The 24,567-nt window shown below is 65.5% G+C and carries 26 protein-coding genes; 21 read left to right on the top strand and 5 right to left on the bottom strand.

The window, feature by feature from the left end; genetic code table 11:
- Nucleotides 1–4 precede the first annotated feature (4 nt).
- The 18 genes from secY (at nt 5) to EZM81_RS07910 (ending at nt 16,398) form a co-directional block, all read left to right on the top strand.
- Nucleotides 5–1,366: a preprotein translocase subunit SecY gene (gene secY / locus EZM81_RS07995; RefSeq protein ID WP_135449748.1), complete on the top strand. Its 1,362-nt coding sequence runs from the start codon at nt 5–7 to the stop codon at nt 1,364–1,366.
- Nucleotides 1,367–1,370: 4 nt separating this feature from the next.
- The gene (locus EZM81_RS07990; RefSeq protein WP_136645361.1) at nt 1,371–2,021 is read left to right on the top strand and encodes an adenylate kinase; all 651 of its coding nucleotides are present in this window, start codon (nt 1,371–1,373) and stop codon (nt 2,019–2,021) included.
- A gap of 179 nt (nt 2,022–2,200) precedes the next feature.
- The gene (gene rpsM, locus EZM81_RS07985) at nt 2,201–2,569 is read left to right on the top strand and encodes a 30S ribosomal protein S13 (protein WP_135449750.1); all 369 of its coding nucleotides are present in this window, start codon (nt 2,201–2,203) and stop codon (nt 2,567–2,569) included.
- Nucleotides 2,570–2,581: 12 nt separating this feature from the next.
- Nucleotides 2,582–2,977, top strand: coding sequence for a 30S ribosomal protein S11 (gene rpsK, locus EZM81_RS07980; RefSeq protein ID WP_135449751.1), 396 nt, complete (start codon nt 2,582–2,584; stop codon nt 2,975–2,977).
- Between the two features lie 122 nt (nt 2,978–3,099).
- Nucleotides 3,100–4,116 carry a DNA-directed RNA polymerase subunit alpha gene (locus tag EZM81_RS07975; protein WP_135449752.1) on the top strand — a complete coding sequence of 339 codons (1,017 nt, stop codon included), beginning with the start codon at nt 3,100–3,102 and terminating at the stop codon, nt 4,114–4,116.
- Nucleotides 4,117–4,251: 135 nt separating this feature from the next.
- Entirely contained in the window at nt 4,252–4,662 is a 411-nt protein-coding gene (rplQ, locus tag EZM81_RS07970; RefSeq protein WP_135449753.1) for a 50S ribosomal protein L17, read from the top strand.
- 175 nt (nt 4,663–4,837) lie between these two features.
- The gene (locus EZM81_RS07965) at nt 4,838–5,449 is read left to right on the top strand and encodes an autoinducer binding domain-containing protein (RefSeq protein WP_135449754.1); all 612 of its coding nucleotides are present in this window, start codon (nt 4,838–4,840) and stop codon (nt 5,447–5,449) included.
- Between the two features lie 52 nt (nt 5,450–5,501).
- Entirely contained in the window at nt 5,502–6,089 is a 588-nt protein-coding gene (locus EZM81_RS07960) for an acyl-homoserine-lactone synthase (RefSeq protein WP_135449755.1), read from the top strand.
- 121 nt (nt 6,090–6,210) lie between these two features.
- Complete coding sequence (locus EZM81_RS07955; RefSeq protein ID WP_136645360.1) at nt 6,211–7,590, top strand: trypsin-like peptidase domain-containing protein; 1,380 nt, start codon at nt 6,211–6,213, stop codon at nt 7,588–7,590.
- Between the two features lie 30 nt (nt 7,591–7,620).
- Nucleotides 7,621–8,931 carry a replication-associated recombination protein A gene (locus EZM81_RS07950; protein ID WP_136645359.1) on the top strand — a complete coding sequence of 437 codons (1,311 nt, stop codon included), beginning with the start codon at nt 7,621–7,623 and terminating at the stop codon, nt 8,929–8,931.
- A gap of 112 nt (nt 8,932–9,043) precedes the next feature.
- Entirely contained in the window at nt 9,044–9,418 is a 375-nt protein-coding gene (gene crcB / locus EZM81_RS07945; protein ID WP_135449758.1) for a fluoride efflux transporter CrcB, read from the top strand.
- Nucleotides 9,415–10,458, top strand: a complete 1,044-nt coding sequence (locus EZM81_RS07940; RefSeq protein ID WP_135449759.1) for an RluA family pseudouridine synthase — start codon at nt 9,415–9,417, stop codon at nt 10,456–10,458. Before crcB ends, EZM81_RS07940 begins: the two co-directional genes overlap by 4 nt.
- Nucleotides 10,455–11,162: an ATP12 family chaperone protein gene (locus EZM81_RS07935; RefSeq protein WP_135449760.1), complete on the top strand. Its 708-nt coding sequence runs from the start codon at nt 10,455–10,457 to the stop codon at nt 11,160–11,162. The genes EZM81_RS07940 and EZM81_RS07935 overlap by 4 nt, the downstream gene beginning before the upstream one ends.
- Nucleotides 11,163–11,399: 237 nt before the next feature.
- Nucleotides 11,400–12,416, top strand: a complete 1,017-nt coding sequence (locus EZM81_RS07930) for an amino acid ABC transporter substrate-binding protein (RefSeq protein WP_135449761.1) — start codon at nt 11,400–11,402, stop codon at nt 12,414–12,416.
- 128 nt (nt 12,417–12,544) lie between these two features.
- Nucleotides 12,545–13,822, top strand: coding sequence for an amino acid ABC transporter permease (locus tag EZM81_RS07925; RefSeq protein ID WP_135449762.1), 1,278 nt, complete (start codon nt 12,545–12,547; stop codon nt 13,820–13,822).
- A gap of 30 nt (nt 13,823–13,852) precedes the next feature.
- Complete coding sequence (locus EZM81_RS07920; RefSeq protein WP_135449763.1) at nt 13,853–15,265, top strand: amino acid ABC transporter permease; 1,413 nt, start codon at nt 13,853–13,855, stop codon at nt 15,263–15,265.
- A 27-nt stretch (nt 15,266–15,292) separates the two neighbouring features.
- Nucleotides 15,293–16,042: an amino acid ABC transporter ATP-binding protein gene (locus EZM81_RS07915; RefSeq protein ID WP_167850976.1), complete on the top strand. Its 750-nt coding sequence runs from the start codon at nt 15,293–15,295 to the stop codon at nt 16,040–16,042.
- 2 nt (nt 16,043–16,044) lie between these two features.
- A complete protein-coding gene (locus tag EZM81_RS07910) occupies nt 16,045–16,398 on the top strand; it encodes a hypothetical protein (protein ID WP_136645358.1) in 354 nt (117 codons plus the stop codon).
- Between the two features lie 56 nt (nt 16,399–16,454).
- On the opposite strand, the gene EZM81_RS07905 is transcribed toward EZM81_RS07910, so the two are convergent.
- The gene (locus tag EZM81_RS07905) at nt 16,455–17,084 is read right to left on the bottom strand and encodes an arylesterase (protein WP_248298163.1); all 630 of its coding nucleotides are present in this window, start codon (nt 17,082–17,084) and stop codon (nt 16,455–16,457) included.
- Between the two features lie 67 nt (nt 17,085–17,151).
- Here EZM81_RS07905 and EZM81_RS07900 point away from each other — a divergent pair, with 67 nt between their 5' ends.
- Together EZM81_RS07900 and EZM81_RS07895 are read left to right on the top strand one after the other, a co-directional pair.
- Nucleotides 17,152–17,847 (top strand): ABC transporter ATP-binding protein, encoded by a 696-nt coding sequence (locus tag EZM81_RS07900; protein WP_240784050.1) that lies wholly within the window; start codon nt 17,152–17,154, stop codon nt 17,845–17,847.
- Nucleotides 17,844–20,357, top strand: a complete 2,514-nt coding sequence (locus tag EZM81_RS07895; protein ID WP_136645356.1) for an ABC transporter permease — start codon at nt 17,844–17,846, stop codon at nt 20,355–20,357. The genes EZM81_RS07900 and EZM81_RS07895 overlap by 4 nt, the downstream gene beginning before the upstream one ends.
- A gap of 22 nt (nt 20,358–20,379) precedes the next feature.
- Here EZM81_RS07895 and EZM81_RS07890 read toward each other — a convergent pair whose 3' ends face one another.
- Together EZM81_RS07890 and hemC are read right to left on the bottom strand one after the other, a co-directional pair.
- On the bottom strand, nt 20,380–21,105 hold the full coding sequence (locus tag EZM81_RS07890; RefSeq protein ID WP_136645355.1) for a hypothetical protein: 726 nt from the start codon (nt 21,103–21,105) through the stop codon (nt 20,380–20,382).
- Between the two features lie 108 nt (nt 21,106–21,213).
- Entirely contained in the window at nt 21,214–22,152 is a 939-nt protein-coding gene (gene hemC / locus EZM81_RS07885) for a hydroxymethylbilane synthase (RefSeq protein WP_135449769.1), read from the bottom strand.
- A gap of 92 nt (nt 22,153–22,244) precedes the next feature.
- On the opposite strand from hemC, the gene hemE reads away from it, so the two are divergent.
- The gene (hemE, locus tag EZM81_RS07880) at nt 22,245–23,273 is read left to right on the top strand and encodes a uroporphyrinogen decarboxylase (protein WP_136645354.1); all 1,029 of its coding nucleotides are present in this window, start codon (nt 22,245–22,247) and stop codon (nt 23,271–23,273) included.
- 13 nt (nt 23,274–23,286) lie between these two features.
- On the opposite strand, the gene EZM81_RS07875 is transcribed toward hemE, so the two are convergent.
- Complete coding sequence (locus EZM81_RS07875) at nt 23,287–23,790, bottom strand: histidine phosphatase family protein (RefSeq protein WP_135449771.1); 504 nt, start codon at nt 23,788–23,790, stop codon at nt 23,287–23,289.
- Nucleotides 23,787–24,467, bottom strand: coding sequence for a ferredoxin (locus tag EZM81_RS07870; RefSeq protein ID WP_248298162.1), 681 nt, complete (start codon nt 24,465–24,467; stop codon nt 23,787–23,789). Before EZM81_RS07870 ends, EZM81_RS07875 begins: the two co-directional genes overlap by 4 nt.
- Nucleotides 24,468–24,567: the final 100 nt, after the last annotated feature.

Here is a 24,567-nt window from a genome sequence, read left to right as displayed (position 1 = left end):
CGACATGGCATCTGCTGCAGAGCAAATGGCCGCCAACCTCAGCTGGAGTGCGCTGGGCAAGGCAACCGACCTGCGCCAACGCATCTTCTTCACCATCGGCCTGCTGATCGTCTACCGGCTTGGCACTTATATTCCGGTGCCGGGAATCGACGGCCAGGCCCTGCGGGAGTTCATGTCCCAGGCGTCGCAGACAGTCGGGGGGATGCTGAACCTGTTCACCGGTGGCGCACTGGCCCGGATGGGGATCTTCGCGCTGGGGATCATGCCCTACATCAGCGCCTCGATCATCGTGCAGCTTCTGGCCACGATGTATGCGCCCTGGCAGCAGCTGCGCAAGGAGGGCGAACAGGGTCGGAAGAAGCTGAACCAGTACACCCGCTACGGCACGGTGGCGCTGGCGATCCTTCAGGGCTATGGCATTGCCATGTCGATCCAGGCAGGCGGGCTGGCCCATTCTCCGGGTCCGTTCTTTGTTGCCGCCTGTGTCATCACGTTGGTCGGCGGCACGATGTTCCTGATGTGGCTGGGCGAACAGATCACCGCACGCGGTATCGGCAACGGGATTTCTCTGATCATCTTTGTCGGTATCGTTGCGGAAATCCCCGCAGCCATTGCCCAGTTCCTTGCGCAGGGGCGGTCGGGCGCGCTGTCAACCCCGGTGATTCTGGGGATCCTTGTGATGGTTGTCGCCGTCATCACCTTCGTCGTCTTCATGGAACGCGCGCTGCGCAAGATCAGCATCCTTTACCCGCGCCGCCAGGTTGGGATGAAGGTCTACGAAGGTGGGTCGTCGCACCTGCCGATCAAGGTGAACCCCGCTGGGGTGATTCCGGCGATCTTCGCCTCGTCGATCCTGCTGCTGCCGACGACCGTCAGCACCTTCTCTGGCGGGGGGACAAATCCGGTTCTGTCTTGGCTGGCGGCGAATCTGGGCTACGGCCAGCCGCTGCATCTTCTGTTCCTGGCGGTGATGATCATCTTCTTCGCCTATTTCTACACCTTCAACGTGGCGTTCAAGGTGGACGATGTGGCCGAGAACCTGAAGAATCAGAACGCGTCGATCCCGGGTATCCGGCCGGGCAAGAAGACCGAGGACTACCTGGAATATGTGGTGAACCGCATCCTCGTGCTGGGGTCGGCCTATCTGGCTGCGGTCTGCCTCCTGCCCGAGGTGCTGATTGCCGAACTGGGGATCCCCTTCTATTTCGGCGGTACTTCGGTGCTGATCGTGGTCTCGGTCACGATGGACACGATCCAGCAGGTCCAGTCGCATCTGCTGGCGCACCAGTATGAGGCCCTGATCGAGAAATCGCAGCTGCGCGGCAAGAAGAAGACTGGCGCGCCCAAGGCTCCTGCACGGCGCTGATCCTATGGCGAACATCATCCTTCTGGGGCCGCCCGGCGCGGGCAAGGGAACGCAGGCAAAGCGGCTGGAACAGACGCGCGGCATGGTGCAGCTTTCGACTGGCGACATGCTGAAGGAAGCGATTGCCAAGGGCACCGAGCTGGGCAAGCGAGTCGAAGGCATCATGGCCCGGGGCGAGCTGGTGACGGACGAGATCGTGATCGGCCTGATCGAGGCGAAGCTGCACGAGGGCGCGAGAGGCGGTTTCATCTTCGACGGGTTTCCGCGCACGCTCCGACAGGCCGATGCGCTGGGTGAGCTCCTTCAACGGATGGGGCAGAAGCTTGATGCCGTGATCGAGATGCAGGTGGATGATGCGGCTTTGGTGGCGAGGGTCACCGGACGCTTCACCTGTGGCAACTGCGGTGCGGTCTATCATGATGTCACCCGCCCGACGAAGGTTGCAGGAACCTGCGACGTCTGCGGCAGCACGAACCTGAAGCGCCGGGCGGATGACAACGAGGAAACCCTCAAGACCCGACTGATGGAATATTACAAGAAGACGTCGCCCCTGATCGGTTACTATTACGCCAAGGGGCTGCTGTCTGCCGTTGATGGGCTGGCCGATGTGGGCCAGGTTGCCGATGCCATCGACCGGGTTCTTGACAAAACCTGAAGAATGTCATCCGTGCCCTTGACGGGCCGGGCAAAAGCCCCTAATGCACGGCGTCCCGCGGTGGAATCGCCTTGCGGGCCTTCCTGATTGGAAGTTCGGATCGTCGGGGCAACGCCCCTGGCGGAGTTGTGAAAAAAGGTTCTGGCATTACGGAACCGCAACAGAAAAGGACGATACGCGTGGCACGTATTGCTGGCGTCAACATTCCGACCGCGAAACGGGTTCCGATCGCGCTTACCTACATCACCGGGATCGGGCCGCACACGGCCGAAACCATCTGCGAGGCGCTGAACATCGACCGCGCCCGCCGGGTGAATCAGCTGACCGACGCCGAGGTGCTGGCGATCCGCGAATACATCGACGCCAACCTGACCGTCGAGGGCGATCTGCGCCGTGAGGTCAGCATGAATATCAAGCGTCTGATGGACCTCGGCTGCTACCGCGGACTGCGTCACCGCAAGGGCCTGCCGGTCCGCGGCCAGCGCACCCACACCAACGCCCGCACCCGCAAAGGCCCCGCGAAGGCCATTGCCGGCAAGAAGAAATAAGGGGGCTGAAAGATGGCACGCGATACCAAGGTCGTCCGCGGCAAGAAGAAAGAGCGCAAGAACATCGCCGCCGGCGTGGCGCATGTGAACTCTTCGTTCAACAACACCAAGATCCTGATCTCGGACGTGCAGGGCAACGCGATCTCGTGGTCGTCGTCGGGCACCATGGGCTTCAAGGGGAGCCGGAAGTCGACGCCCTACGCCGCCCAGATGGCTGCCGAGGATGCGGGTCGCAAGGCGCAGGAACACGGCGTCCGCACGCTTGAGGTCGAAGTGCAGGGCCCGGGTTCGGGCCGTGAATCAGCGCTGCGGGCGCTTGCGGCCGTGGGCTTCCAGATCACCTCGATCCGCGACGTGACCCCGCTGGCGCACAACGGCTGCCGCCCGCCGAAGCGTCGCCGCGTCTGAGACATTGTTTTCTGCCGGGCCGCGGGGAGCCATCTCCTCGCGGCCCGGTTTTCGTCGTTTACGATCCTCGGGCGTCCGCCGGCTTTCGGACATTGGCCACGGACAGGAATAGGGGCTTCAGAATGATCCACAAGAACTGGCAGGAACTCATCAAGCCGACGCAGCTTGTCGTGAAGCCGGGGGCCGATGCCGCGCGCACCGCCACCGTCATCGCCGAGCCGCTGGAGCGCGGGTTCGGCCTGACGCTGGGCAACGCGTTGCGCCGTGTGCTCATGTCGTCGCTGCAGGGCGCGGCCATCACCAGCGTGCAAATCGACAACGTCCTGCACGAGTTTTCCAGCGTGGCGGGCGTGCGCGAGGACGTGACAGACATAGTGCTGAACCTCAAGGGCGTCAGCCTGAAGATGGAGGTCGAGGGGCCGAAGCGGCTGACGATCTCGGCCAAGGGTCCGGGCGTGGTGACGGCTGGCGACATCTCGGAATCGAACGGCATCGAGATCCTGAACAAGGATCACGTCATCTGCCACCTGGACGACGGCGCCGACGTCTTCATGGAACTGACGGTCAACACCGGCAAGGGCTATGTCGCAGCCGACAAGAACCGCCCGGAAGATGCACCGATCGGCCTGATTCCGATCGACGCGATCTATTCGCCGGTCAAGAAGGTCAGCTACGAGGTCACACCCACCCGCGAGGGCCAGGTGCTGGACTATGACAAGCTGACGATGAAGGTTGAAACCGACGGTTCGCTGACGCCTGAGGACGCGGTGGCCTACGCCGCACGCATCCTGCAGGATCAGCTGTCGATCTTCGTCAACTTCGAGGAGCCGGAATCCGCCAAGGCTGGCGAGATCGACAGCGGCTTGGAGTTCAACCCGCTGCTGCTGAAGAAGGTGGACGAGCTGGAGCTTTCGGTGCGCTCGGCCAACTGTCTGAAGAACGACAACATCGTCTATATCGGCGACCTGATCCAGAAGACCGAAGCCGAGATGCTGCGCACCCCGAACTTCGGCCGCAAGTCGCTGAACGAGATCAAGGAAGTGCTGTCCAGCATGGGCCTGCACCTTGGCATGGATGTCGAGGACTGGCCGCCGGAGAACATCGAGGATCTGGCCAAGCGCTTCGAGGACCAGTTCTAAGGCATGGGTGCGCGGTAGCGCACCCTACGATGAATGCCCGGGAAGCCGGGGAAACCCTGGGCTAGCCGCCCCAACGACGCCGCCCGCAACGCACGGGCGGCAACACAAAGCAAAACGCGACCATAGGAGACCGTCATGCGTCACGCCCGCGGCTATCGCCGCCTGAACCGCACCCACGAACATCGCAAGGCGCTGTTCGCCAACATGGCCGGCTCGCTGATCGAGCACGAGCAGATCAAGACCACCCTGCCCAAGGCCAAGGAGCTTCGTCCGATCATCGAGAAGCTGATCACGCTGGCCAAGCGCGGCGATCTGCATGCCCGCAGGCAGGCTGCGGCACAGCTGAAGCAGGACATGCACGTTTCCCGTCTGTTTGACGTTCTGGCGCCCCGCTACAAGGACCGTCAGGGGGGGTATGTCCGCATCCTGAAGGCTGGCTTCCGCTATGGCGACATGGCGCCGATGGCGATCATCGAGTTCGTCGATCGCGACACCACGGCCAAGGGTGCAGCCGATCGCGCCCGGGAAGAGGCTGCCGAGAGCTGATAGCCCCGCAGCCCGAATCCACCCGAAAGGCCCGCAGCGATGCGGGCCTTTTTGCTGCAAGCTCATGAAATTCGCCCCTTTTTGACCGCAATCCTGCAATACAGCTTGAACTGAAGCTGCAAGGGGACAAGATCAATTCACGGTAGAATCGTGCGAGTTGGATTCGTGGCGCGACATGTCCGAGCGGAAGGCCATCACCATGCTGCTTGAGCAGCTCGATCAGCTTGCCCCGATGGGCTACACGGTCGGGCTGCACATCCGTTTTGCAACTCCGCTGATCTACAAGAGCTCCTATCCCCCTGCCTGGGTCGAACATTACAACAGCCACTCCTACTATCTCCGCGACCCCCTTGTGTTCTGGGGCGTGGGCGTCGAGGGCACCACGCGATGGAGCTCGATCCCGCTTCCCGATCCTTTCGGCGTGATGAAGAAGGCTGCCGCGCATGGCCTGAAGTTCGGCGCTGTATCTTCCTACGGACCGATCACCTCGCGTTCGATCGTCGGCATCAGCCGGTCGGATCGGGAGTTCGACGACGATGAACTTGCACGTCTGAAAGAGTTGACGATCAAGCTGCATATCGAGGCAAAGCCGCCCTCCGAACTGACGAAAGCGCAGATCGAGGCGCTGCAATGTCTTGCCAACGGGGACAGGCACGCAGCGGCGGCGGAAAAGCTTGGCATTACGGAAAGTGCCTTCAAGGCGCGGCTTCAGTCGGCGAAGGTCCGTCTGGAGGCCCGCACCACATCGGAGGCGATCCGGAAGGCACGGGAATATCGGCTGCTGTGACGGGTGCCGTCCCCTTCGAAGGGTTCTTGAACCAGAAGAAGGAGAGACGGAAATGCAAGCGATCACGTTGTCCTACGACAACCTGCACAACCACGGCGAGCTGTTCGCCAACATGTTCCGGGCAAGGCACCGGACCTTCATCCAGAACAACCGGTGGGATCTTCCCGAAGCGAACGGGATGGAGTTCGACCAGTATGACACGCCGGCCAGCCGCTGGGTTTGCGTCCACAAGGATGGCGAGGTTCTGGCCGGGGTCCGGCTGACGCCGACCACCCACAAATGCGGCATATATACCTACATGATCCGGGATGCGCAGCGTGGGCTGCTTGAAACCATCCCGCGGGATCTGATGAATTTCGAAGCACCCGTCGATCCGCACATCTGGGAATCCAGCCGCGTCTTCGTGTCGAACGATGTGCCCGCGGCCGATCGTCTGCGGGTTCAGATGCAGCTGATCCACGAGATGGTGATCTCGGCCCGTGCGTTGGGGGCCACGACGCTTCTGGGTATCATCCCGGAACATTCGCCGCGTCTTGCGCGCCGGGTTGGCCTTGACTGCATACCCTGCGGTCCGGTTTTCGATGCGGGCGGAACCCGGTCGGTCTGCGTGACGATCAGCATGGCCACGAAGCTGCACTAGGACGTGTCATGCGCTTGCACCGCCCGTGTCTGCCGCGCCGCCGGCGGAGCGCTGCAAAACCCAAGCCCTGCAGCCCCGAAAGGGTGCAGAAGCGCGCTGTCGTGACTGGAAGGTCCGTGCCATGATCCGCATGCTGTCAGCCCTGCTTCTGACCCTGGCGATCGCCGTTCCCGGCGCCACCGAGACGGTGGTGCCAACGGATCGTGCCGGGATTGCCCTGTCCTTTGCGCCCGTTGCGCGATCAAGCGCGCCGGCCGTGGTGAACATCTACGCCCGCCAGCTGGTGCAGGACCGCAGCAATCCCTTTGCAGGTGACCCCTTCTTCGACCAGTTCTTCCAGGGCATGGGAGGGCCGGCACGAGTGGAAAACTCGCTGGGTTCGGGTGTCATCGTCTCGGCCGACGGCATCGTGGTTTCGAACCATCATGTCGTGGCAGACGCTACCGACATCCGCGTGGTGCTGGCCGACCGCCGGGAATACGCGGCACAGGTGCTGCTGGACGATCCGCAAAGCGATCTGGCCGTGCTGAAGGTGCAGGCCGACGAGCTGCTGCCGGCGCTGGCCATCGGCGACAGCGACGCGCTTCAGGTCGGCGATCTGGTGCTGGCGATCGGCAATCCCTTCGGCGTGGGCCAGACAGTCAGTTCCGGCATCATCTCGGGGCTGGCGCGGTCGGCCCTGCAGGTGGGCGACGGCACCGGCTATTTCGTGCAGACCGATGCGCCGATCAACCCCGGCAATTCCGGCGGCGCACTGGTCGACATGGCGGGGCGGCTGGTGGGGATCAACACCGCTATCCTGACCAAGGACGGCGGGTCGAACGGGATCGGCTTTGCCGTGCCGTCAAACCTGGTCGCGGTGGTGGTGGCCCAGGCCAAGGCGGGAGCTAAGCGGTTCACCCGCCCCTGGGCGGGCATGCAGGCGCAAGAGGTCGATGGCTCGCTGGCCGAGGCCCTGGGGCTGGACCGGCCGCTTGGAGTGATGATTACCCGGCTTCACCCGCAAAGTCCCTTTGCCGCGGCAGGTCTGATGGACGGTGATGTCGTGCTGTCGCTCGGCCGGGCGCCGGTGAACACGCCGCAGGAGTTCATGTATCGTCTTGCCGTGCTGGGCCCCGGTCCGCAGCCGGTAACCTATGTCCATGACGGCGCGCAGGTCGAGGCCGAGGTGACCCTCGCGCCTGCGCCCGAAGATCCGCCGCGGGATACGCTGACCGTGACCGAGGATGTGATCCTGCGCGGGGCAACGCTGGCGCGGATCAACCCGGCCGTGATCGCCGAAATGAACCTGCCGCTGGATGCGACCGGGGTGGTGGTGCTTGGGGTCCGCGATTTTGCCCGCGAGGTCGGCCTGCAGCCGGGCGACATCCTGGTCGGGATCAACGGGTATGGGGTCACCACCCCTGCCGATGCGCTGGATCTGGCCCGCGAAGCCACGCGCCGCTGGCAGATTGACCTGATCCGCCAGGGCCAGCCCCTGCGCCTGCGCTTCCGGCTTTAGTCCGGCTTCGCGCCCGGGTAAGGTGGCGGGATGGCCGACCTTTTCGACATGCCCTCCACCCGTCCTGACAGTGGCCCGCGCCCGCTGGCCGATCGCTTGCGGCCGAAGGCGTTGGCCGAGGTGATCGGACAGGAAAAGGTTCTGTCCCGTGACGGTCCCCTGGGGGCGATGCTGGCCGCAGGATCACTGTCCTCACTCATCCTCTGGGGGCCGCCCGGGGTGGGCAAGACGACCATCGCCCGCCTGCTGGCCGATGAAACCGACCTGCATTTCGTCCAGATCAGCGCGATCTTCACCGGGGTGCCAGAGCTGCGCAAGGTGTTCGAGGCCGCGAAGCTGCGCCGCCAGAATGGCCAGGGCACCCTTCTGTTCGTGGACGAGATCCATCGGTTCAACAAGGCGCAGCAGGACAGCTTCCTGCCACATATGGAAGACGGCACGATCCTGCTTGTCGGGGCCACCACGGAAAACCCCAGCTTCGAGCTGAATGCGGCGCTTCTGTCCCGCGCTCAGGTGATCGTGCTGGAACGTCTTTCCCTGTCCGATCTGGAGCGCCTGGCACAACGGGCCGAGAAAGAGCTTGGACACCCCCTGCCGTTGAGGGGCGATGCGCGCGAGGCTTTGCTGGAAATGGCCGATGGCGACGGGCGGGCGCTGCTGAACCTGATCGAACAGGTCGCTGCCTGGAAGGTGGACATGCCGCTTGACCGTGAGCAGCTGGCGCAACGACTGATGCGGCGGGCGGCGAAATACGACAAGTCGGGCGACGAACATTACAACCTGATCTCGGCCCTGCACAAATCGGTCCGCGGCAGCGACCCGGATGCCGCGTTGTACTGGTTCGCGCGCATGCTGGAGGGGGGCGAGGATCCCCGCTTCCTTGCCCGCCGCATCACCCGCATGGCGGTTGAGGACATCGGGCTGGCTGACCCACAGGCACAGGCGGTGTGTCTGGACAGCTGGCAGACCTATGAGCGGCTGGGCAGCCCGGAAGGCGAACTCGCGCTGGCGCAGGCGGTGGTCTATCTGGCGCTGGCTCCCAAGTCGAACGCGGTCTATGTCGCCTACAAGGCCGCCCGCGCGGCGGCACGGGACACCGGCAGCCTGATGCCGCCGAAGCACATCCTGAATGCGCCGACCCGCATGATGAAGGATCAGGGCTATGGCGCGGGCTATGCCTATGACCATGATGCCGAGGATGGTTTCTCTGGCCAGAACTACTTCCCCGAAGGCATGAAGCGGCCGGTCTGGTATCTGCCGCCCGAACGCGGTTTCGAGCGCGAGCTGAAGAAGCGCGTGGACTATTTCGCAAAGCTGCGGGCAAAACGGCAGCAGGGATAGCGCCAATCGCCGCACCGCGCGCCATTTATCGGCGTTTCAGCCGTGGCGCAGGAATTTTTCGGAACTTCCTTGCCAGATTGACAATCCGGCCGCCGCGACGCAAAGGGGGCGCATGTTCCACAACCTGATCCAGGTCGCCCTTGGCGGCGCCATCGGCGCAAGCTTGCGCTATCTGACCAACGTCGGCACGATGCGCTGGATCGGGCCAGGCTTTCCCTATGCCACGGTCATCGTGAACGTCATCGGCTCTTTCCTGATGGGGGTTCTGGTCGTCGTGCTTGCGCGCAAGGGCGGCAATCAGTTCGCGCCCTTTCTGATGACCGGCATTCTTGGGGGGTTCACAACCTTTTCAGCCTTCTCGCTGGACACCCTTAGCCTGTGGGAACGCGGCCAGCACGAACTTGCCCTGGCCTATGTTGTGGTGTCGGTCGTCCTGTCATTGTCGGCCATCGTCGCCGGCCTTGCCGTGGCGAGGGCGCTGGCATGAGCGTCCAGTTCCTGACCGTGACCGAGGACGAGGGCGCGCAGCGCCTGGACAAGTGGTTGCGCCGCCGCTTTCCACATCTGACGCAAGGCGCGGTCGAGAAGATGTGCCGCACCGGGCAATTGCGGGTGGACAAGGGGCGGGTCAAGGCCTCGGACCGCGTGGCGCCGGGCCAGGTCGTGCGCGTGCCCCCGCTGCCGCCCGCCGGACCGCCGCCGGACCCGCGCCCGCAGGGTATCAGCGCGGCGGATGCGAAGATGATCCAGGCCGCGGTCCTTTACAGGGACGAGCATCTGATCGTCCTGAACAAGCCCCCGGGCCTGCCGTCGCAAGGCGGCAGCGGGCAGGGCGAGCGGCATGTGGACGCTTTGGCCGAGGCGCTGAAATTCGGTTACAAGGAAAAGCCGAAGCTGGTTCACCGGCTGGACAAGGACACCTCGGGTATCCTCATGCTTGCCCGGACCGATCGGGTGGCCCGCGCCCTGTCCGAGGCGCTGCGTCACCGCAATGCGCGCAAGATCTACTGGGCCGTCGTCGCCGGCGTTCCGAACCCCCGGCAGGGCTCGATCAAGTTCGCGCTTGAAAAGGCGCCAGGCCGGGGCAGGGGGGGCGAGGGCGAGAAGATGCTCTGCGTCCATCCGGCGAAGATGGCCGACCACCCCGAGGCCAAGCGCGCCCATACCGACTATTTCACGCTCTGGTTCCTTGGGAACCGCCTTTCGTGGATGGCGCTGGAGCCGGTCACGGGCCGCACCCACCAGCTGCGTGCCCACATGGCCGAGATCGGCCATCCGATTCTTGGCGACACGAAATACGGTGGCAGCCAGTCCGAGAACCTGGGTGACGGCTGGGGTGCCGGGGTCGGGGGAGAGTTGTCGAAGAAGCTGCACCTGCATGCGCGCAGTCTTACCATCGAACATCCGGTCACGAAGAAGCTGATGACCTTCACCGCGCCGTTGCCCGACCACATGGCGCGCACCTGGAAACTTCTGGACTGGAAAGAGGACGATGTCCCCGCCGACCCGTTCGAGGTGATCAGGTGAGCGTCTGGACCCCGCGCCGCTTCTGGACTGCTGTCGGCGTCGCGTCGGCCGACGGTGGCTTCACCGTGCATCTGGACGGCAGGCCGGTGCGCACGCCGCTCAAGGCGCCGCTGGTCTTGCCGACCGAGGCGCTGGCGCGCGAGATCGGTGCCGAATGGCAGGCGGTGGAGGGCAAGGTCGAACCTGCGCGGATGCCTTTTACCCGGATGGCCAACTCGGCAATCGACAAGGTCGCGCCGCAGTTCGATGCGGTGGCGGCCATGCTGGCGGAATACGGCGGGTCGGACCTGATCTGCTATCGCGCCGAGCGGCCCGCGGGCCTTGCCGCGCGACAGGCCGAATGCTGGGATCCCCTGCTAGGCTGGGCCGCCGACGAGCTTGCCGCCCCGCTGGTTGCGACTGCCGGGGTGATGCACCGGCCGCAGGCCGATGCAAGCCTTGCCGCCTTGCACCGGGCGGTCAGGGCCCTGACGCCGTTCCAGCTGGCGGCATTCCATGACCTTGTCGCACTCTCGGGCTCGCTGGTCATCGCGCTTGCCCTTGCCCGCGGGCGTCTGGCGGCGGAAGAGGCCTGGACGCTTTCCCGGATCGACGAGGATTGGCAGATCGCCGAGTGGGGCGAGGACGAAGAGGCAGCTGAAATCGCCGCGCAGAAGAAGGCCGACTTCCTGCGCGCCGAGCGATTCTTCGGATTGTGCGGGTAACAAGTTTGCCCAAATCCTGGGCAGGCCGGTTTGCACAGGTCGAATGGCCCGCGCAAGCCACCGAAATCATGCGTTTTTCCTGTTTCTGACCCGAGCCGCTTGACCTTTCAAACCGCTTTCTATGAAACTGGCCGGCACTGGGAGAGGCTCACCTCCAACAGTTTCGCCGCCGCGAGGGATCGTGGGGCACCATAAAACGCGGCCCGCGAACGGTCGCTTACTCAGGAAGAGGTAAGAATGAAAAAATCCGTGTTCTTCGGCACGCTCGCGGCTACCACGATGGCTGCGGGCCTTGCCATGGCCGGCACCCTTGAAGACGTGAAGGCGCGTGGCGAGCTGATCTGCGGGTCGAACACCGGCCTGACCGGCTTTGGCGCGCCGGATGCGAACGGCAACTGGGCCGGCTTCGACGTGGACCTGTGCCGCGCCGTGGCGGCGGCGGTGCTGGGCGATGCCTCGAAGGTCAAGTTCGTCCCGACCACCGGCGAAACCCGCTTTACTGCGCTGCAGTCAGGCGAAGTCGATCTTCTGGTCCGCAACTCGACCTGGACGGCGACCCGCGACAGCGAACTGGCCTTCGACTTCGTGGCCGTGAACTACTATGACGGCCAGGGCTTCATGGTGAAGAAGGATCTGGGCGTTTCCTCGGCCAAGGAACTGGATGGCGCGACCGTCTGCATCCAGACCGGCACCACGACCGAACTGAACCTGGCCGATTTCTTCAAACAGAACAACATCAGCTATCAGCCCGTCACGGTGCAGGACGATTCCGAAGCGCAGCGTCAGTATCTGGCCGGCGCCTGCGATGCCTACACCACCGACGTCTCGGGCCTGGCTGCCAGCCGTGCGACCATGCCGGATGCGGAAAACCATGTGATCCTGCCGGAAGTCATCTCTAAGGAACCGCTGGGACCGGTCGTCCGCCACGGCGACAACAACTGGGGCGATGTGGTCCGCTGGACCTATTTCGCGCTGCTGATCGCTGAAGAGAAGGGCATCACCTCGGCCAACGTCAATGAGGTTGCGGCCTCGACCTCGGACGAGGAAGTGAAGCGCCTGCTGGGCGTGACCGGTGACATGGGCGCCAAGTTCGGCCTGTCGAACGATGCGTTCAAGAACGCCATCGCAGCGGTCGGCAACTATGGCGAGGTCTTTGCCCGCAACATCGGCGAAGGCACCACGATCAACCTGGCCCGCGGCCTGAACGCGCTGTGGACCCAGGGCGGCCTGCAATACGCGGCCCCGTTCCGTTGATCCCGGACCCCGGGGGCGCCTGACCGGCGCCCCCACCTTGCTGCAAACGACAACCCGACAGACCAGGGGCCGAAGACCCCGCCGCCACCGGACGAACCGGGGCCGTCTGCGGGCAACAGGGGGAAGCCATGGCAATGGCCACGGACGCGCCGAAGGAAACCTTTCGGCTATCGATGCTCGTCTATGACACGCGCTACCGGTCGTACACGATTCAGATCGTCGTGCTTCTGCTTTTCGCCATGGCTGTCGCCTGGCTGCTGAACAACACGGTCGAAAATCTTGCGGTCCGGGGCAAGGAATTCAACTTCGCCTTCCTGTGGCAGCGTGCCGGCTACGATATCGGCCAGCAGCTGATCCCCTACACCAATGACGACACCCATTTCCGTGCGTTGCTCGTCGGGCTGGTCAACACGCTGGTCGTGGCCTTCTGGGGCTGTGTCTTCGCCACGATCCTGGGCGTCATCATCGGCGTGCTGCGACTGTCGAACAACTGGCTGATCGGGCGGCTGATGACGGTCTATGTCGAGGTGTTCCGCAACGTGCCCCTGCTGCTGTGGATCCTGTTGTCCTACGTCATCCTGTCCGAGACGACGCCCCAGCCACGCGATTTCCGCGTCACGGACGAGATGATCGCGGCGGGCGAGGAGCCCAAGGCCTCGATGATCCTGTTCGACACCGTGGCCGTCACCAACCGGGGCACCAACATTCCCGCGCCGCTGTTCGACCGCAGCCTCGGGTCGATCCAGATCGGTTTCCTGCCGGTCAGCCTGAACCTTCTGGCCTTCATCGTGGTCATCATCGCCTCGGTCTGGGCCAACCGCCGGTTGCTGGCCCATGCCAAGGCGGTGCAGGAGGCGACGGGCGACCGCCCCGTGACATGGTGGAAGTCGCTTCTGATCCTGTTCGGCCCGGTGATCGCGCTGAAGTTCGCCCTTGGCCTGCATCTGGAGATCCCGGAGCTTAAGGGCTTCAACTTCCAGGGCGGCATCCTGGTGGCGCACAGCTTCACTGCGCTTCTGATCGCGCTGTCCCTCTATACCGCGGCCTTCATTGCCGAGATCGTGCGGGCAGGCATCCTGGCGATCAGCCGGGGCCAGACCGAGGCCGCCTTCGCCCTCGGCCTGCGCCCGAACCGCACCATGAGCCTGATCATCCTGCCGCAGGCGCTGCGGGTCATCATTCCGCCCTTGATCAGCCAGTTCCTGAACCTGACCAAGAACACCTCGCTGGGCATCGCCGTCAGCTACCTTGACCTTCGCGGAACGCTGGGCGGGATCACCCTGAACCAGACAGGACGCGAGCTGGAGTGCATGCTCTTGATGATGCTGATCTACCTGTCGATCAGCCTGATGATCTCGGCGGTCATGAACATCTACAACAAGTCCGTCCAGCTGAAGGCGCGCTGAGCCATGTCGGTAAGCTTCACCCGGAAAGAAATGCTTCCCCCCCTTCCGCCGCCGGTCGGTGAACGGGGGGTCGTGAAATGGGCGCGCGAGAACCTGTTCTCTTCGCCTCTGAACATCGCGCTGACCGTGCTGGGCGTGCTGATCGTCTGGTGGCTGGTCTCGGCCTCGCTGCCCTGGTGGCTGAATTCGGTCTGGAATGCCTCATCGCTGGGTGAGTGCCGCGAGATCGTGGCGGCAAGGGCCGGCGAGGGCGCGACGGGCGCCTGCTGGGCGATGATCCGCGAACGCTGGCACCAGTTCATCTTCGGCTTCTACCCGCCGTCGGAATACTGGCGGCCGGTGCTGGCTTTCGGCCTGCTGTTCGCGGCGCTTGCGCCGGTGCTGTTCTCGGGCGAGAAGCGGAACCTGCTGATCGTTCTGGGCTCGGTCACGGTCTTCCTGGCGGTGACGCTATGGCTGGCCGAGACCCCGGTCGTGGCGCTGGTGCTGTCGCTGGCCTTGGCCGTCGTGCTGGTCGCGGTCAGCCAGATCGCGCCCGGCAAGGTCCTGTGGTTCACCCTGATCTATCCGCCGCTGTGCTACTGGCTGCTCTGGGGCGGGTCGATCTGGTCGCCCATCGTGGCAATGGCGGGCTTCGCCGTGCTTTATGCGGTTTTCCGCCTGGCTTCGCCGTTGATCGGCCTCGCGCCGGCGGCGGGGGCCGGGGTCGTGGCAGCGGTGCTTTGGTGGCTCTACCTCGATGTTCCGATTGCCAGCTTCCTGCAATCTGCGCTTCCCTTCGGCATCGATGCCATCAACTCCGACCGGTTCGGGGGGTTCTTGCTGGCCATCGTGATCGGGGTCACCGGCATCAGCTTCTCCTTGCCCATCGGCATCCTTCTCGCCCTTGGCCGCCAGTCGGACATGCTGATCGTCAAGACCCTGTCGGTGGGCTTCATCGAGTTCATCCGCGGCGTGCCGCTGATCACGCTTCTGTTCACCGCCTCGCTTCTGTTGCAGTACTTCCTGCCGCCGGGGACGAACTTCGACATCATCCTGCGCGTCATCATCCTGGTGACCTTCTTCGCCGCCGCCTATCTGGCCGAGGTGATCCGGGGCGGTCTCGCCGCCCTGCCGCGCGGTCAGTATGAGGCGGCGGATGCGCTGGGCCTCGACTACTGGCGGGCGCAGCGGCTGATCATTCTGCCGCAGGCATTGAAGATCTCGATCCCCTCGATCGTGTCCACCTTCATAGGCCTGTTCAAGGACACCACGCTGGTCGCCTTCGTCGGACTGATGGACCCGCTGAAGGGCGTGACGCAAATCGTCCGCGCCGACATCAACTGGAAGGGCATCTACTGGGAGCCCTACATCTTTGTCGGTGCCATTTTCTTCGTCTTCTGCTTCGGCATGTCGCGATATTCGATGTATCTCGAACAGAAGCTCAAGACCGACCACCGCTAGGGGCACATCATGGCAGAAGCATCGAAAATGCAGGTCTCGGACGAGGTCGCGATCCAGATCCGGGGCATGAACAAGTGGTACGGGCAGTTCCACGTCCTGCGCGACATAAACATGACGGTGAACCGGGGTGAACGCATCGTGATCTGCGGCCCCTCGGGGTCGGGCAAGTCCACGCTGATCCGCTGCATCAACCGGCTGGAGGAACACCAGCAGGGCCAGATCATCGTGGACGGGACGGAACTGACCAACGACCTGAAGAACATCGACAAGGTGCGCTCCGAGGTCGGCATGGTGTTCCAGCACTTCAACCTGTTCCCGCACCTGACGATCCTGGAAAACTGCACGCTGGCGCCGATCTGGGTGCGCAAGGTGCCGAAGAAGGAAGCCGAGGAAACGGCGATGCACTTCCTGCGCAAGGTGAAGATCCCGGAACAGGCGCACAAGTATCCCGGCCAGTTGTCCGGCGGTCAGCAGCAGCGCGTGGCCATCGCGCGCAGCCTGTGCATGCGGCCGCGGATCATGCTGTTCGACGAGCCGACCAGCGCGCTTGACCCCGAGATGATCAAGGAAGTCCTGGACACGATGATCGAGCTTGCGGAAGAGGGGATGACCATGCTCTGCGTCACGCATGAGATGGGCTTTGCCCAGGCGGTGGCGAACCGGGTCATCTTCATGGACCAGGGCCAGATCGTCGAGCAGAACGAGCCGAAAGAGTTCTTCAACAACCCGCAGAGCGAGCGGACGAAGCTGTTCCTCAGCCAGATCCTGGGCCACTGATCATGCGGCTTCTGTCTCTGGCGGTGCTGGGGGCAAGCCTGGCCGTACCGGCGCTGGCCGAGACCAACGCGGAATGCATCTTCCAGATGGACCGCCATGATGTTCTGGTCGGCCCCTGTCTGGGGTCCGAAAGAGAGCCGTCAAAGGCCTTCGCCATCTCCTCGCCGGATGGGTCGATTGCTGCCCGCGTCGCCTCGACCGGCGGGGGGGCTGGGCACAGCCTACTGGAACGGCGGCACAGCGGGCCAACCGGCCGATATCCTGATCGGCCCCGTTGTGCTGGTGGGCGCCTGCTGGGCCAGCGACAAGACCAAGCTTTGCATGACGCGATAGCGGGCGGCACCCGGTTCGACTAGGTGTTGTCGTCGGGTGACCCCGCGCGACGTGTGACGAAGTCACGGACGGGCAGCCGCTAGCCGGCGACCCGCGCCAGCAATTCCTCTACCTTCGGCCCCAGCCCCTCGACGATCAGCTTCACGCCCTCGGGGTTGGGGTGGATGCCGTCAGGCTGCATGAAGGCTGCCAGCGAGGCGGGATCGGACGGATCGGCCCCCGCAGCACGCAGACCGGCAAAGAAATCCTCGGCCAGAACCGCGTCGTAGTCTGCCGCCAGATCACCATAGATTCCGTCGAACGCCGCCTTGTAGTCCGGCCCGAAATTTGCCCCGGCCTTCATGCCGACCAGCAGGACCGGCAGGTCGCGCGCCTGTGCTTCCTTCAGGATGCCCTCCAGATTGCGCCGCGCTTCGGCCGGGTCGATCCCGCGCAACAGGTCGTTGCCGCCCAGCGTTACCACCAGCGCGTCGGCATCCGGCCCCAGCGTCCAGTCGATCCGCGCCAGCCCACCCGCAGTGGTATCCCCGGAAACTCCGGCATTCTGCACCACCACGTCATGCCCGCGCGCCTTCAGCCAGCCCTCCAGCTGCGGCACCAGACCCTGCGACTGATCCGCCAGACCATAGCCGGCCGTAAGACTGTCGCCCAGTGCCACGATCGTGACCGGTTCGGCCCAGGCTGAACTTGACAGTGCAAATATCGCCACCGCAGCATTGCGGACCCTGCGGAGCGCGCCATATCCCAGTGCTGAACCTATCCGAAGGATCTGCCCGATGACCGACCCCGTCCTCGACCTGACCGATGCCCGGCTTACGCTGGCCGGAAATGCCGGGCCGGTCGAGATCCTGAAGGGGATAAGCCTGCGGGTGGACCGGGGGGAAACGGTGGGGCTCATCGGGCCGTCGGGTTCGGGCAAGTCGTCGCTCCTCATGCTCATGGGCGGGCTGGAACGCGCCACCGGCGGCAGGGTGCTGGCCTTGGGGCAGGACCTGACCGCGATGGACGAAGACGCGCTCGCCCGGTTCCGCAGGGGGAATATGGGGGTGGTGTTTCAATCCTTCCACCTCATTCCGACGATGACGGCGCTGGAGAATGTGGCCCTGCCCCTTGAACTGGCGGGCGCGGCCGATCCCTTCGCGCGGGCCGAGGCGGAACTGGCAGCAGTGGGTCTGGGCACCCGCATGCACCACTATCCCAGCCAGATGTCCGGCGGAGAGCAGCAGCGCGTCGCTCTGGCCCGTGCCGCCGTACCGCGCCCCGCGATCCTGCTGGCGGATGAGCCGACCGGCAATCTGGACGGGGTGAACGGGCAGGCGATCATGAACCTGCTGTTCGGCCTGCGTGACCGGCACGGGGCAACGCTGGTGCTGGTGACCCATGCCCCGGAGCTGGCGGCGCGCTGCGACCGGGTGATCCGGCTGGTCGATGGCCGGCTTGCGCCCGACGCCATGGCGAAGGCTGCGGAATGACCCTTGCCCTGACCATCGCCCGACGGGAACTGCGCGGCGGCCTGCGAGGCTTTCGCGTATTTCTTGCCTGCCTTGCCCTTGGCGTCGCGGCCATCGCCGCCGTGGGAACCCTGCGTGCGGGCATCCAGCAGGGGCTGACCGACCAGGGCGCCGTGATTCTGGGCGGCGACGCCGAGATGCGCTTCACCTACCGCGTCGCGGACACCGAGGAACGCGCCTGGATGCAGCGGGTGGCAACCACGGTCTCCGAGGTCTACGACTTCCGCTCGATGGTCCTGACCGAGGGCGACCAGGCGCTGACCCAGGTCAAGGCGGTGGATGGGGCCTGGCCGCTGACCGGTGCGGCTGTTCTCGACCCGCCGATCCTAGTGGCTCAGGCTCTGGCCTCGCAGGACGGCCTGCCCGGCGCGATCATGGACCCGGTGCTGATCGACCGGCTGGACCTTGCGATCGGCGACAGGTTCCGGCTGGGCACGCAGGAGTTCCGCCTGACCGCGGCGCTGACCCGCGAACCTGACAGCGCCTCGACCGGGATTACCCTGGGGCCGCGTACGGTGGTGCGCAGCGCGGACCTGGCGAATTCGGGCCTTCTGGCCTCGGGCTCGATGTATGAGACACGCTATCGCCTGCTGCTGCCGCCCGGCGCCGATCTGGCCGCGCTGAAGCGCGAGGCGGAAACCACCTTCCGCGACAAGGGCATGCGCTGGACAGACAGTCGCCGCGCCGCACCTGGGATCGAGACCTTTGTCGACCGGATCGGCAGCTTTCTGGTGCTCGTGGGGCTGGCCGGGCTGGCGGTGGGCGGTGTCGGTATCTCGGCCGCAATCCGCAGCTATCTGGATGGCAAGACCGAGACCATCGCCACGCTGAAGACCTTGGGTGCCGAGGGCGGGCTGATCTTCCGCACCTACCTGTGGCAGACTGCGCTGCTGGCGGGCCTTGGCATCCTGATCGGGGTGGCGCTGGGCGCCTTGGCTCCGGTGCTTGCGGCACCGCTGATCGAGGCATCCCTGCCTTTCCCGGCCGATATCCGGCTTGCCCCCTTGGCGCTGGGCGAGGCCGCGTTCTATGGCGCACTGTCGGCCCTGATCTTCACCCTTCTGCCGCTGGCCCGCACCGAAAGCATCCGGCCTGCCGCACTGTATCGCGGCGGCGACGGCACCCGTGCCTGGCCTCGCAAACGCTATCTGGCGGCCCTTGCAGCGCTGGCGCTGATGCTGGTCGGCAGTGCGACCTGGCTGTCGGGCATTCCCGAACTTGCCCTGGGCGCCGCCGGCGGCATCGTCGGCGCGCTGGCGATCCTGGCGCTGGCCGCGCTTGTGTTGCGCAAGGCCGCGCGGCGACTGGCCAGAACCCGCCTGACCCATGGTCGCCCCGCAACCCGCGCCGCCCTTGCCGCGATCGGTGCGCCGAGGTCGGATGCGACGCCGGTGGTGCTGTCGCTGGGCCTTGGCCTTTCGGTTCTGGCCGCCGTGGGCCAGATCGACTGGAACCTGCGCTCGGCCATCGCCACCGACCTGCCGACCCGCGCCCCCGCCTTCTTCTTCATCGACATCCAGCCCGACCAGATCGACCCGTTCCTGACGATGGTCCGCGCCAACCCGGCCGTCTTGGAGGTTGAGACCGCCCCGATGCTGCGCGGGGTCATCACCCAGATCAACGGTCGCCCGGCGCGACAGGTCGCGGGCGACCACTGGGTGGTACGCGGCGACCGTGGCATCACCTATGCTGCGGCGCCCGGCGAAAAGACCCGCATCACCGCCGGCAGCTTCTGGCCCGAGGATTATGCGGGCGAGCCGCAGATCAGCTTTGCCGCCGAAGAGGCCGAGGAGATCGGCCTGAAGCTTGGCGACACGATGACGGTCAACATCCTTGGCCGCGACCTCACCGCGACGGTCACCTCGTTCCGCGAGGTCGATTTCTCGAACGCGGGCATGGGTTTCGTGATGACGCTGAACCCCTCGGCGCTGGCCGGGGCGCCGCATACCCATATCGCCACCGTCTATGCCCCGCCCGAGGCCGAGGCGGCGATCCTGCGCGAGGTGACCAAGACCTGGCCCAACATCACCGCGATCCGCATCCGCGAGGCAGTGGACCGCGTGACCGAGGCTTTGTCGGCCATCGCCACAGCGACGGCCTGGGCAGCTGCGGGAACCTTGCTCACCGGCTTTGTCGTGCTGATCGGCGCGGCTGCGGCGGGTGAACGGGCGCGGATCTACGAAGCGGCCATACTGAAGACCATAGGCGCGACCCGGCGCAAGATCCTTGCCAGTTTTGCGCTGCGTTCGGCGCTGATGGGCGGTGCGGCGGGTGCGGTGGCGGTCCTTGCCGGCGGTCTTGCCGGTTGGGGCGTCATGACCTTCGTGATGGACAGTGCCTATCGGTTCGAACCGCTGTCGGCCATCGGCATCGTGCTGGGCGGGGTCGTTGCGACGCTGGTTGCAGGTCTGATGTTTTCGTTGCGCCCGCTGTCAGCGCGCCCGGCCCGGACGCTGCGCGCACAGGATTAGCATTCGCGGCGAAGACGGCCCTCTAGGTGCGGCGCAGCCGTGAAAGGGTCAGCCCCACCGCGCGCAGTTCCCGGTTGCCCGGCTTCAGACGGGCCAGCGCCCCCGCAAGGAAGCCAAGCGGCGTCAGCCACCGGGCGAGCCGTGCAGCCTGGGCCAGGGCTTCTGGTGGGGCGTTGACGGCATAAGCCCCCAGCGCCGCGTCCAGCCAGCGCGTATCGTCGGGCCATAGCGTGAAGCAGGTCTGCACGAACATCACCAGATCCATGGCCTGCCACAGGCCGCCTCGCCGCCCAGGCCGGAACCGTTCAAGGTCGATGAAGCGGGCGGTGCGTCCATCCCAGCAGATGTCGCGCACTGCCGGGCGTCCATGGACCTGACCGGCCCAGTGCAGATCGCCCAACGCCCGCCCGGCTTGGCGAAAGGCAGCCAGCCGTGCTGCGTCATCCCGTGCGGCATCCGCTACCACCTCGGGCAGGGAGGGCCCTGCATCCGGCATCAGAATCCAGCCCGGCCCCTCGGCCACGATGCCGGCCACCGGCAGACCAGCCGCGTCCAGCACCCGCAGGCCTTCGCGCTCGGCCGCGAAGGCCTTGCCCGGATCGCCCTTCTGCAGACGCAACAGGCCCGACAACCGCTCTACCCGCTTCAGCCAGAAACGGCGACCATCCGGCAGGTCCAGCCGTCGCACCCGGCGAAGCGGAGCAGAGAGGGCCGCGCTGACCGCCCTGTCCAGGTCGATGTCACTCAAGGTTCGGGTCCATCCGGTTGCTGCGGCGCCGAATGTAATCCTTTTGCAAAAGATTTGTAAGACGGGCCGACCCGGCGAAGCCCCCCGCACGGGCGGCGTGACCGGCCCCTAGCCGAAGAATCCCGGCCCGGCGCGGTTCAGCAGATCCTCGGCCAGGCTCTTGCCGATGCCGTCCCCTTGCGCCACCGGTCCGCGCCTTTCACCCGTCACCGAGGCCGCCCCATCCGGCCGCAGGATTTCGCCCCGCAGCCAGATTTCGGCCCCCTCGATCACCGCCAGCCCGGCAATCGGTGTTTCGCAGGATCCGTCAAGCCGGGCAAGAAAGCTGCGTTCCGCCGACAGCCGCAGCCCGGTGGCTCGATCGTGGATTGCTGCCAGCATCGCTGCCACCCGGTCGTCGGCCAGACGCCGTTCGACACCTATCGCACCCTGGGCGACAGCTGGCAGCATTTCTTCCGGTGCGATGGCCGAACGCGCCACTTCCAGCATTCCCAGTCGCGTCAGCCCCGCCATGGCCAGGAAGGTCGCATCCGCCACACCGTCTTCCAGCTTGCGCATCCGGGTCTGCACGTTGCCGCGGAACTCCACCAGCTGCAGGTCCGGCCGCCGCAGCGCCAGCTGTGCCCGCCGCCGCAGAGAAGACGAGCCGACGGTCGCCCCCTGCGGCAGTTCGGCGATGGAGCCGTAGCGCGGCGAGACGAAGGCATCGCGCACGTCGGCGCGCGGCAGGTAGCAATCCAGGATCAGGCCCTCGGGCTGGACGGTCGGCATGTCCTTCATCGAATGCACCGCGATGTCGATGGTGCCGTCCAGCAGAGCCTCTTCGATCTCGCGGGTGAACAGACCCTTGCCGCCGATCTCGCGCAGCGCCTTGTCCTGGATCTGGTCGCCCGTGACCTTGATCACCACGATCTCGAAGGCCGCCTCTGGCAGTGCAAAGGCCGCCATCAGACAGCGCCGGGTCTCATGCGCCTGCCATAGTGCCAAGGGCGAGCCTCGGGTTCCGATCTTCAGGGGGCGGGCGGGGGTGGGCAGATCATCGCGCATGGGCCAAGGCATAGCCGTGTCAGGCCGGGGTGACAACTCTTGACAAGCCCGCCCCGGCATCGGACCCATGGACCGTCACGAAAGGACCAGCGATGACCAAGACGATCCTGCGCGCTCTCGGCGGTGAAGTGCTGCCCACCCCGCCGATCTGGATGATGCGCCAGGCGGGGCGCTATCTGCCGGAATACCGCGAAACGCGGGCCAAGGCCGGCGACTTCCTGACGCTGTGCTACACGCCCGAACTGGCGGCCGAGGTGACGTTGCAACCGATCCGCCGCTTTGGCTTCGATGCGGCGATCCTGTTCGCCGACATCCTGCTTTTGCCGCAGGCGCTGGGCCCGAAGCTCTGGTTCGAGACGGGCGAGGGGCCGCGAATGGAAACGACCACCACCCCCGGCCAGATCGCCAACCTGAAGCCGGCAGAGGCGATCCACGAGACGCTGGCACCTGTCTATGAAACCGTCCGCATCCTGGCGCGCGAACTGCCGAAAGAGACGACGCTGATCGGCTTTGCCGGGGCGCCATGGACGGTGGCGACCTACATGATCGCGGGCAGGGGCTCGAAGGACCAGGCCGCCGCGCACCGGCTGAAGGATACGGACCGCGCCACCTTCCAGGCGCTGATCGACCGGATCGCCGACGCAACCGTCGAATATCTCTCGGCCCAGATCGAGGCCGGGGCCGAGGTGGTGAAACTGTTCGACAGCTGGGCTGGCAGCCTGAAAGGCCAGGACTTCCGCGATTTCGCCGAGGCCCCCGTGGCGCGCATCATAGCCGCACTGAAGGCCCGCCATCCCGGCATTCCCGTTATCGCTTTCCCGCGCGAGGCTGGGCAGGGCTATATCGGCTTTGCACATCGTACCGGGGCCGACTGTGTGGCGCTTGACAATTCCGTCAGCCCGGAATGGGCGGCGGCGAACGTGCAGATCGACGGCTGCGTGCAGGGCAACCTTGCCCCCGAACACATGGTGACCGGGGGTGCCGCCCTGGTCGCGGCCACCCGGCATGTGGTCAAGGCCTTCTCGAAGGGGCCGCACATCTTCAACCTGGGTCACGGCATCACGCCGGATGCCAGCCCCGACAATGTGCAGCTGATGATCGACACGGTGCGCGGGGGCTGACACCCGGGACAGATCAGGCCGCGATCTCGCGCGGGACGATGAAATCGACCGCCGTTCCACTGCCGAAGGTGACCTGGGACCAGTCAGCCACGTCGAAATCGACGACCAGCGTCGCGCCGGTCGGGTATCGGGCGAAATCGGCGCTGTGGGGCGGATGGGCGACCAGTCGCGCGGCGAACTCTGCGATGCCGGGGTTGTGCCCGATCATCATCACGGTGTCACCCTTTGCGTGGCGCAGGACCGCCATCATCACATCCGGGCCGGCGTGGTAGAGAGCCGGCTTCAGCTCCAGCACCGGGGCACCGGGCAGGGCGGGTGCAATCCCGGAGAACGTCTTGCGCGTGCGGACCGCGTCAGAGCAAAGCACCTCGTCTGGCACATAGCCCCGGCTGGCCAGCCATTGGCCCAGATCGGCGGCAGCCGCCTTGCCCCTTTCGTTCAGCGGTCTGTCATGGTCGGGCATGAGCGGGTCGTCCCATGAGGATTTCGCGTGCCGCGTCAGGATCAACCGCTTCATCTGTGGAACTGCCCCATGTGATAGGCCGACTGTTCCGGCAGTCTTGCATAGGTCTGCGACAGCGGGCAAGCGCGGCGCACCAGACAGCCGCCGGACATGCAGTCCCGGCCCTCGGGCCGGTCGAGGAAGGCGTGGCATGATGGCAGGTCGTAGCTCGCCGTGGTCAGCGCGCCAGGCGGGCAGGCCGTGGTGCAGGGGGCGGAACAGTTGTCGCAGGGCCGCGGGACGGCAGGGGGAAGCCCGACCGCGTGCTTCAGTGCCAAGGCGCCGCGAAAACTGACCATCAGCCCCTGGGTGGCATGGACCAGAAGGCGCACGGGGCTTTCCCACACCCTGCCCGAGCGCAGGGCCCAGCTGTAGAACGGGTGCCAGGGCGGCCCGCCAAAGGGAAACAGGGCCTTGGCCCCCAGGTCACAGGCGAGCTTGCCGATGACACGGCGTGACCACCGGTCCACCGGGTCGGGTGTTCCGTCCTGCCATTCCGGCTGGGCAGTCAGGTGCGCCCAGAAGCCGGGTTCGGACGGTCCGAGAAGCAGAAGCGTGCGCGTTCCGGGGGGAAGGCCTGGTTCATCAGTCTGCACGCCGAAGCCGCCCAGCACCTCCAGCCGATGGGGGGCAAGATGGGCAACGATTTCGGCCAGCGCCAGGGTATCGGGGTGTGAAGTGGGGGGGTGCATGGGGGTCAGAATGGGGCAGGGCAGGGCGAACGCAAGGCCCGAAACGGGTGTGACGGGTCAGGGTTCCGGGAACGGTCCGGGCCATCAGACGCCGCTTGGG

This window comes from Tabrizicola sp. YIM 78059 (assembly GCF_004959785.1).
Taxonomy (GTDB): Bacteria; Pseudomonadota; Alphaproteobacteria; order Rhodobacterales; family Rhodobacteraceae; genus Tabrizicola; species Tabrizicola caldifontis.
The sequence above is the reverse complement of the archived record's forward strand: the minus strand, read 5'-3'. Positions and strand labels throughout refer to the sequence as shown.

Bases quoted from the DNA above. Each gene is read 5' to 3' on its own strand.
- secY (WP_135449748.1), top strand. From the start codon at position 5: ATGGCATCTGCTGCAGAGCAAATGGCCGCCAACCTCAGCTGGAGTGCG.
- EZM81_RS07990 (WP_136645361.1), top strand. From the start codon at position 1,371: ATGGCGAACATCATCCTTCTGGGGCCGCCCGGCGCGGGCAAGGGAACG.
- rpsK (WP_135449751.1), top strand. From the start codon at position 2,582: ATGGCACGCGATACCAAGGTCGTCCGCGGCAAGAAGAAAGAGCGCAAG.
- EZM81_RS07975 (WP_135449752.1), top strand. From the start codon at position 3,100: ATGATCCACAAGAACTGGCAGGAACTCATCAAGCCGACGCAGCTTGTC.
- rplQ (WP_135449753.1), top strand. From the start codon at position 4,252: ATGCGTCACGCCCGCGGCTATCGCCGCCTGAACCGCACCCACGAACAT.
- EZM81_RS07965 (WP_135449754.1), top strand. From the start codon at position 4,838: ATGTCCGAGCGGAAGGCCATCACCATGCTGCTTGAGCAGCTCGATCAG.
- EZM81_RS07960 (WP_135449755.1), top strand. From the start codon at position 5,502: ATGCAAGCGATCACGTTGTCCTACGACAACCTGCACAACCACGGCGAG.
- EZM81_RS07955 (WP_136645360.1), top strand. From the start codon at position 6,211: ATGATCCGCATGCTGTCAGCCCTGCTTCTGACCCTGGCGATCGCCGTT.
- EZM81_RS07950 (WP_136645359.1), top strand. From the start codon at position 7,621: ATGGCCGACCTTTTCGACATGCCCTCCACCCGTCCTGACAGTGGCCCG.
- crcB (WP_135449758.1), top strand. From the start codon at position 9,044: ATGTTCCACAACCTGATCCAGGTCGCCCTTGGCGGCGCCATCGGCGCA.
- EZM81_RS07940 (WP_135449759.1), top strand. From the start codon at position 9,415: ATGAGCGTCCAGTTCCTGACCGTGACCGAGGACGAGGGCGCGCAGCGC.
- EZM81_RS07930 (WP_135449761.1), top strand. From the start codon at position 11,400: ATGAAAAAATCCGTGTTCTTCGGCACGCTCGCGGCTACCACGATGGCT.
- EZM81_RS07925 (WP_135449762.1), top strand. From the start codon at position 12,545: ATGGCAATGGCCACGGACGCGCCGAAGGAAACCTTTCGGCTATCGATG.
- EZM81_RS07920 (WP_135449763.1), top strand. From the start codon at position 13,853: ATGCTTCCCCCCCTTCCGCCGCCGGTCGGTGAACGGGGGGTCGTGAAA.
- EZM81_RS07915 (WP_167850976.1), top strand. From the start codon at position 15,293: ATGCAGGTCTCGGACGAGGTCGCGATCCAGATCCGGGGCATGAACAAG.
- EZM81_RS07910 (WP_136645358.1), top strand. From the start codon at position 16,045: ATGCGGCTTCTGTCTCTGGCGGTGCTGGGGGCAAGCCTGGCCGTACCG.
- EZM81_RS07900 (WP_240784050.1), top strand. From the start codon at position 17,152: ATGACCGACCCCGTCCTCGACCTGACCGATGCCCGGCTTACGCTGGCC.
- EZM81_RS07895 (WP_136645356.1), top strand. From the start codon at position 17,844: ATGACCCTTGCCCTGACCATCGCCCGACGGGAACTGCGCGGCGGCCTG.
- hemC (WP_135449769.1), bottom strand. From the start codon at position 22,152: ATGCGCGATGATCTGCCCACCCCCGCCCGCCCCCTGAAGATCGGAACC.
- hemE (WP_136645354.1), top strand. From the start codon at position 22,245: ATGACCAAGACGATCCTGCGCGCTCTCGGCGGTGAAGTGCTGCCCACC.
- EZM81_RS07875 (WP_135449771.1), bottom strand. From the start codon at position 23,790: ATGAAGCGGTTGATCCTGACGCGGCACGCGAAATCCTCATGGGACGAC.
- EZM81_RS07870 (WP_248298162.1), bottom strand. From the start codon at position 24,467: ATGCACCCCCCCACTTCACACCCCGATACCCTGGCGCTGGCCGAAATC.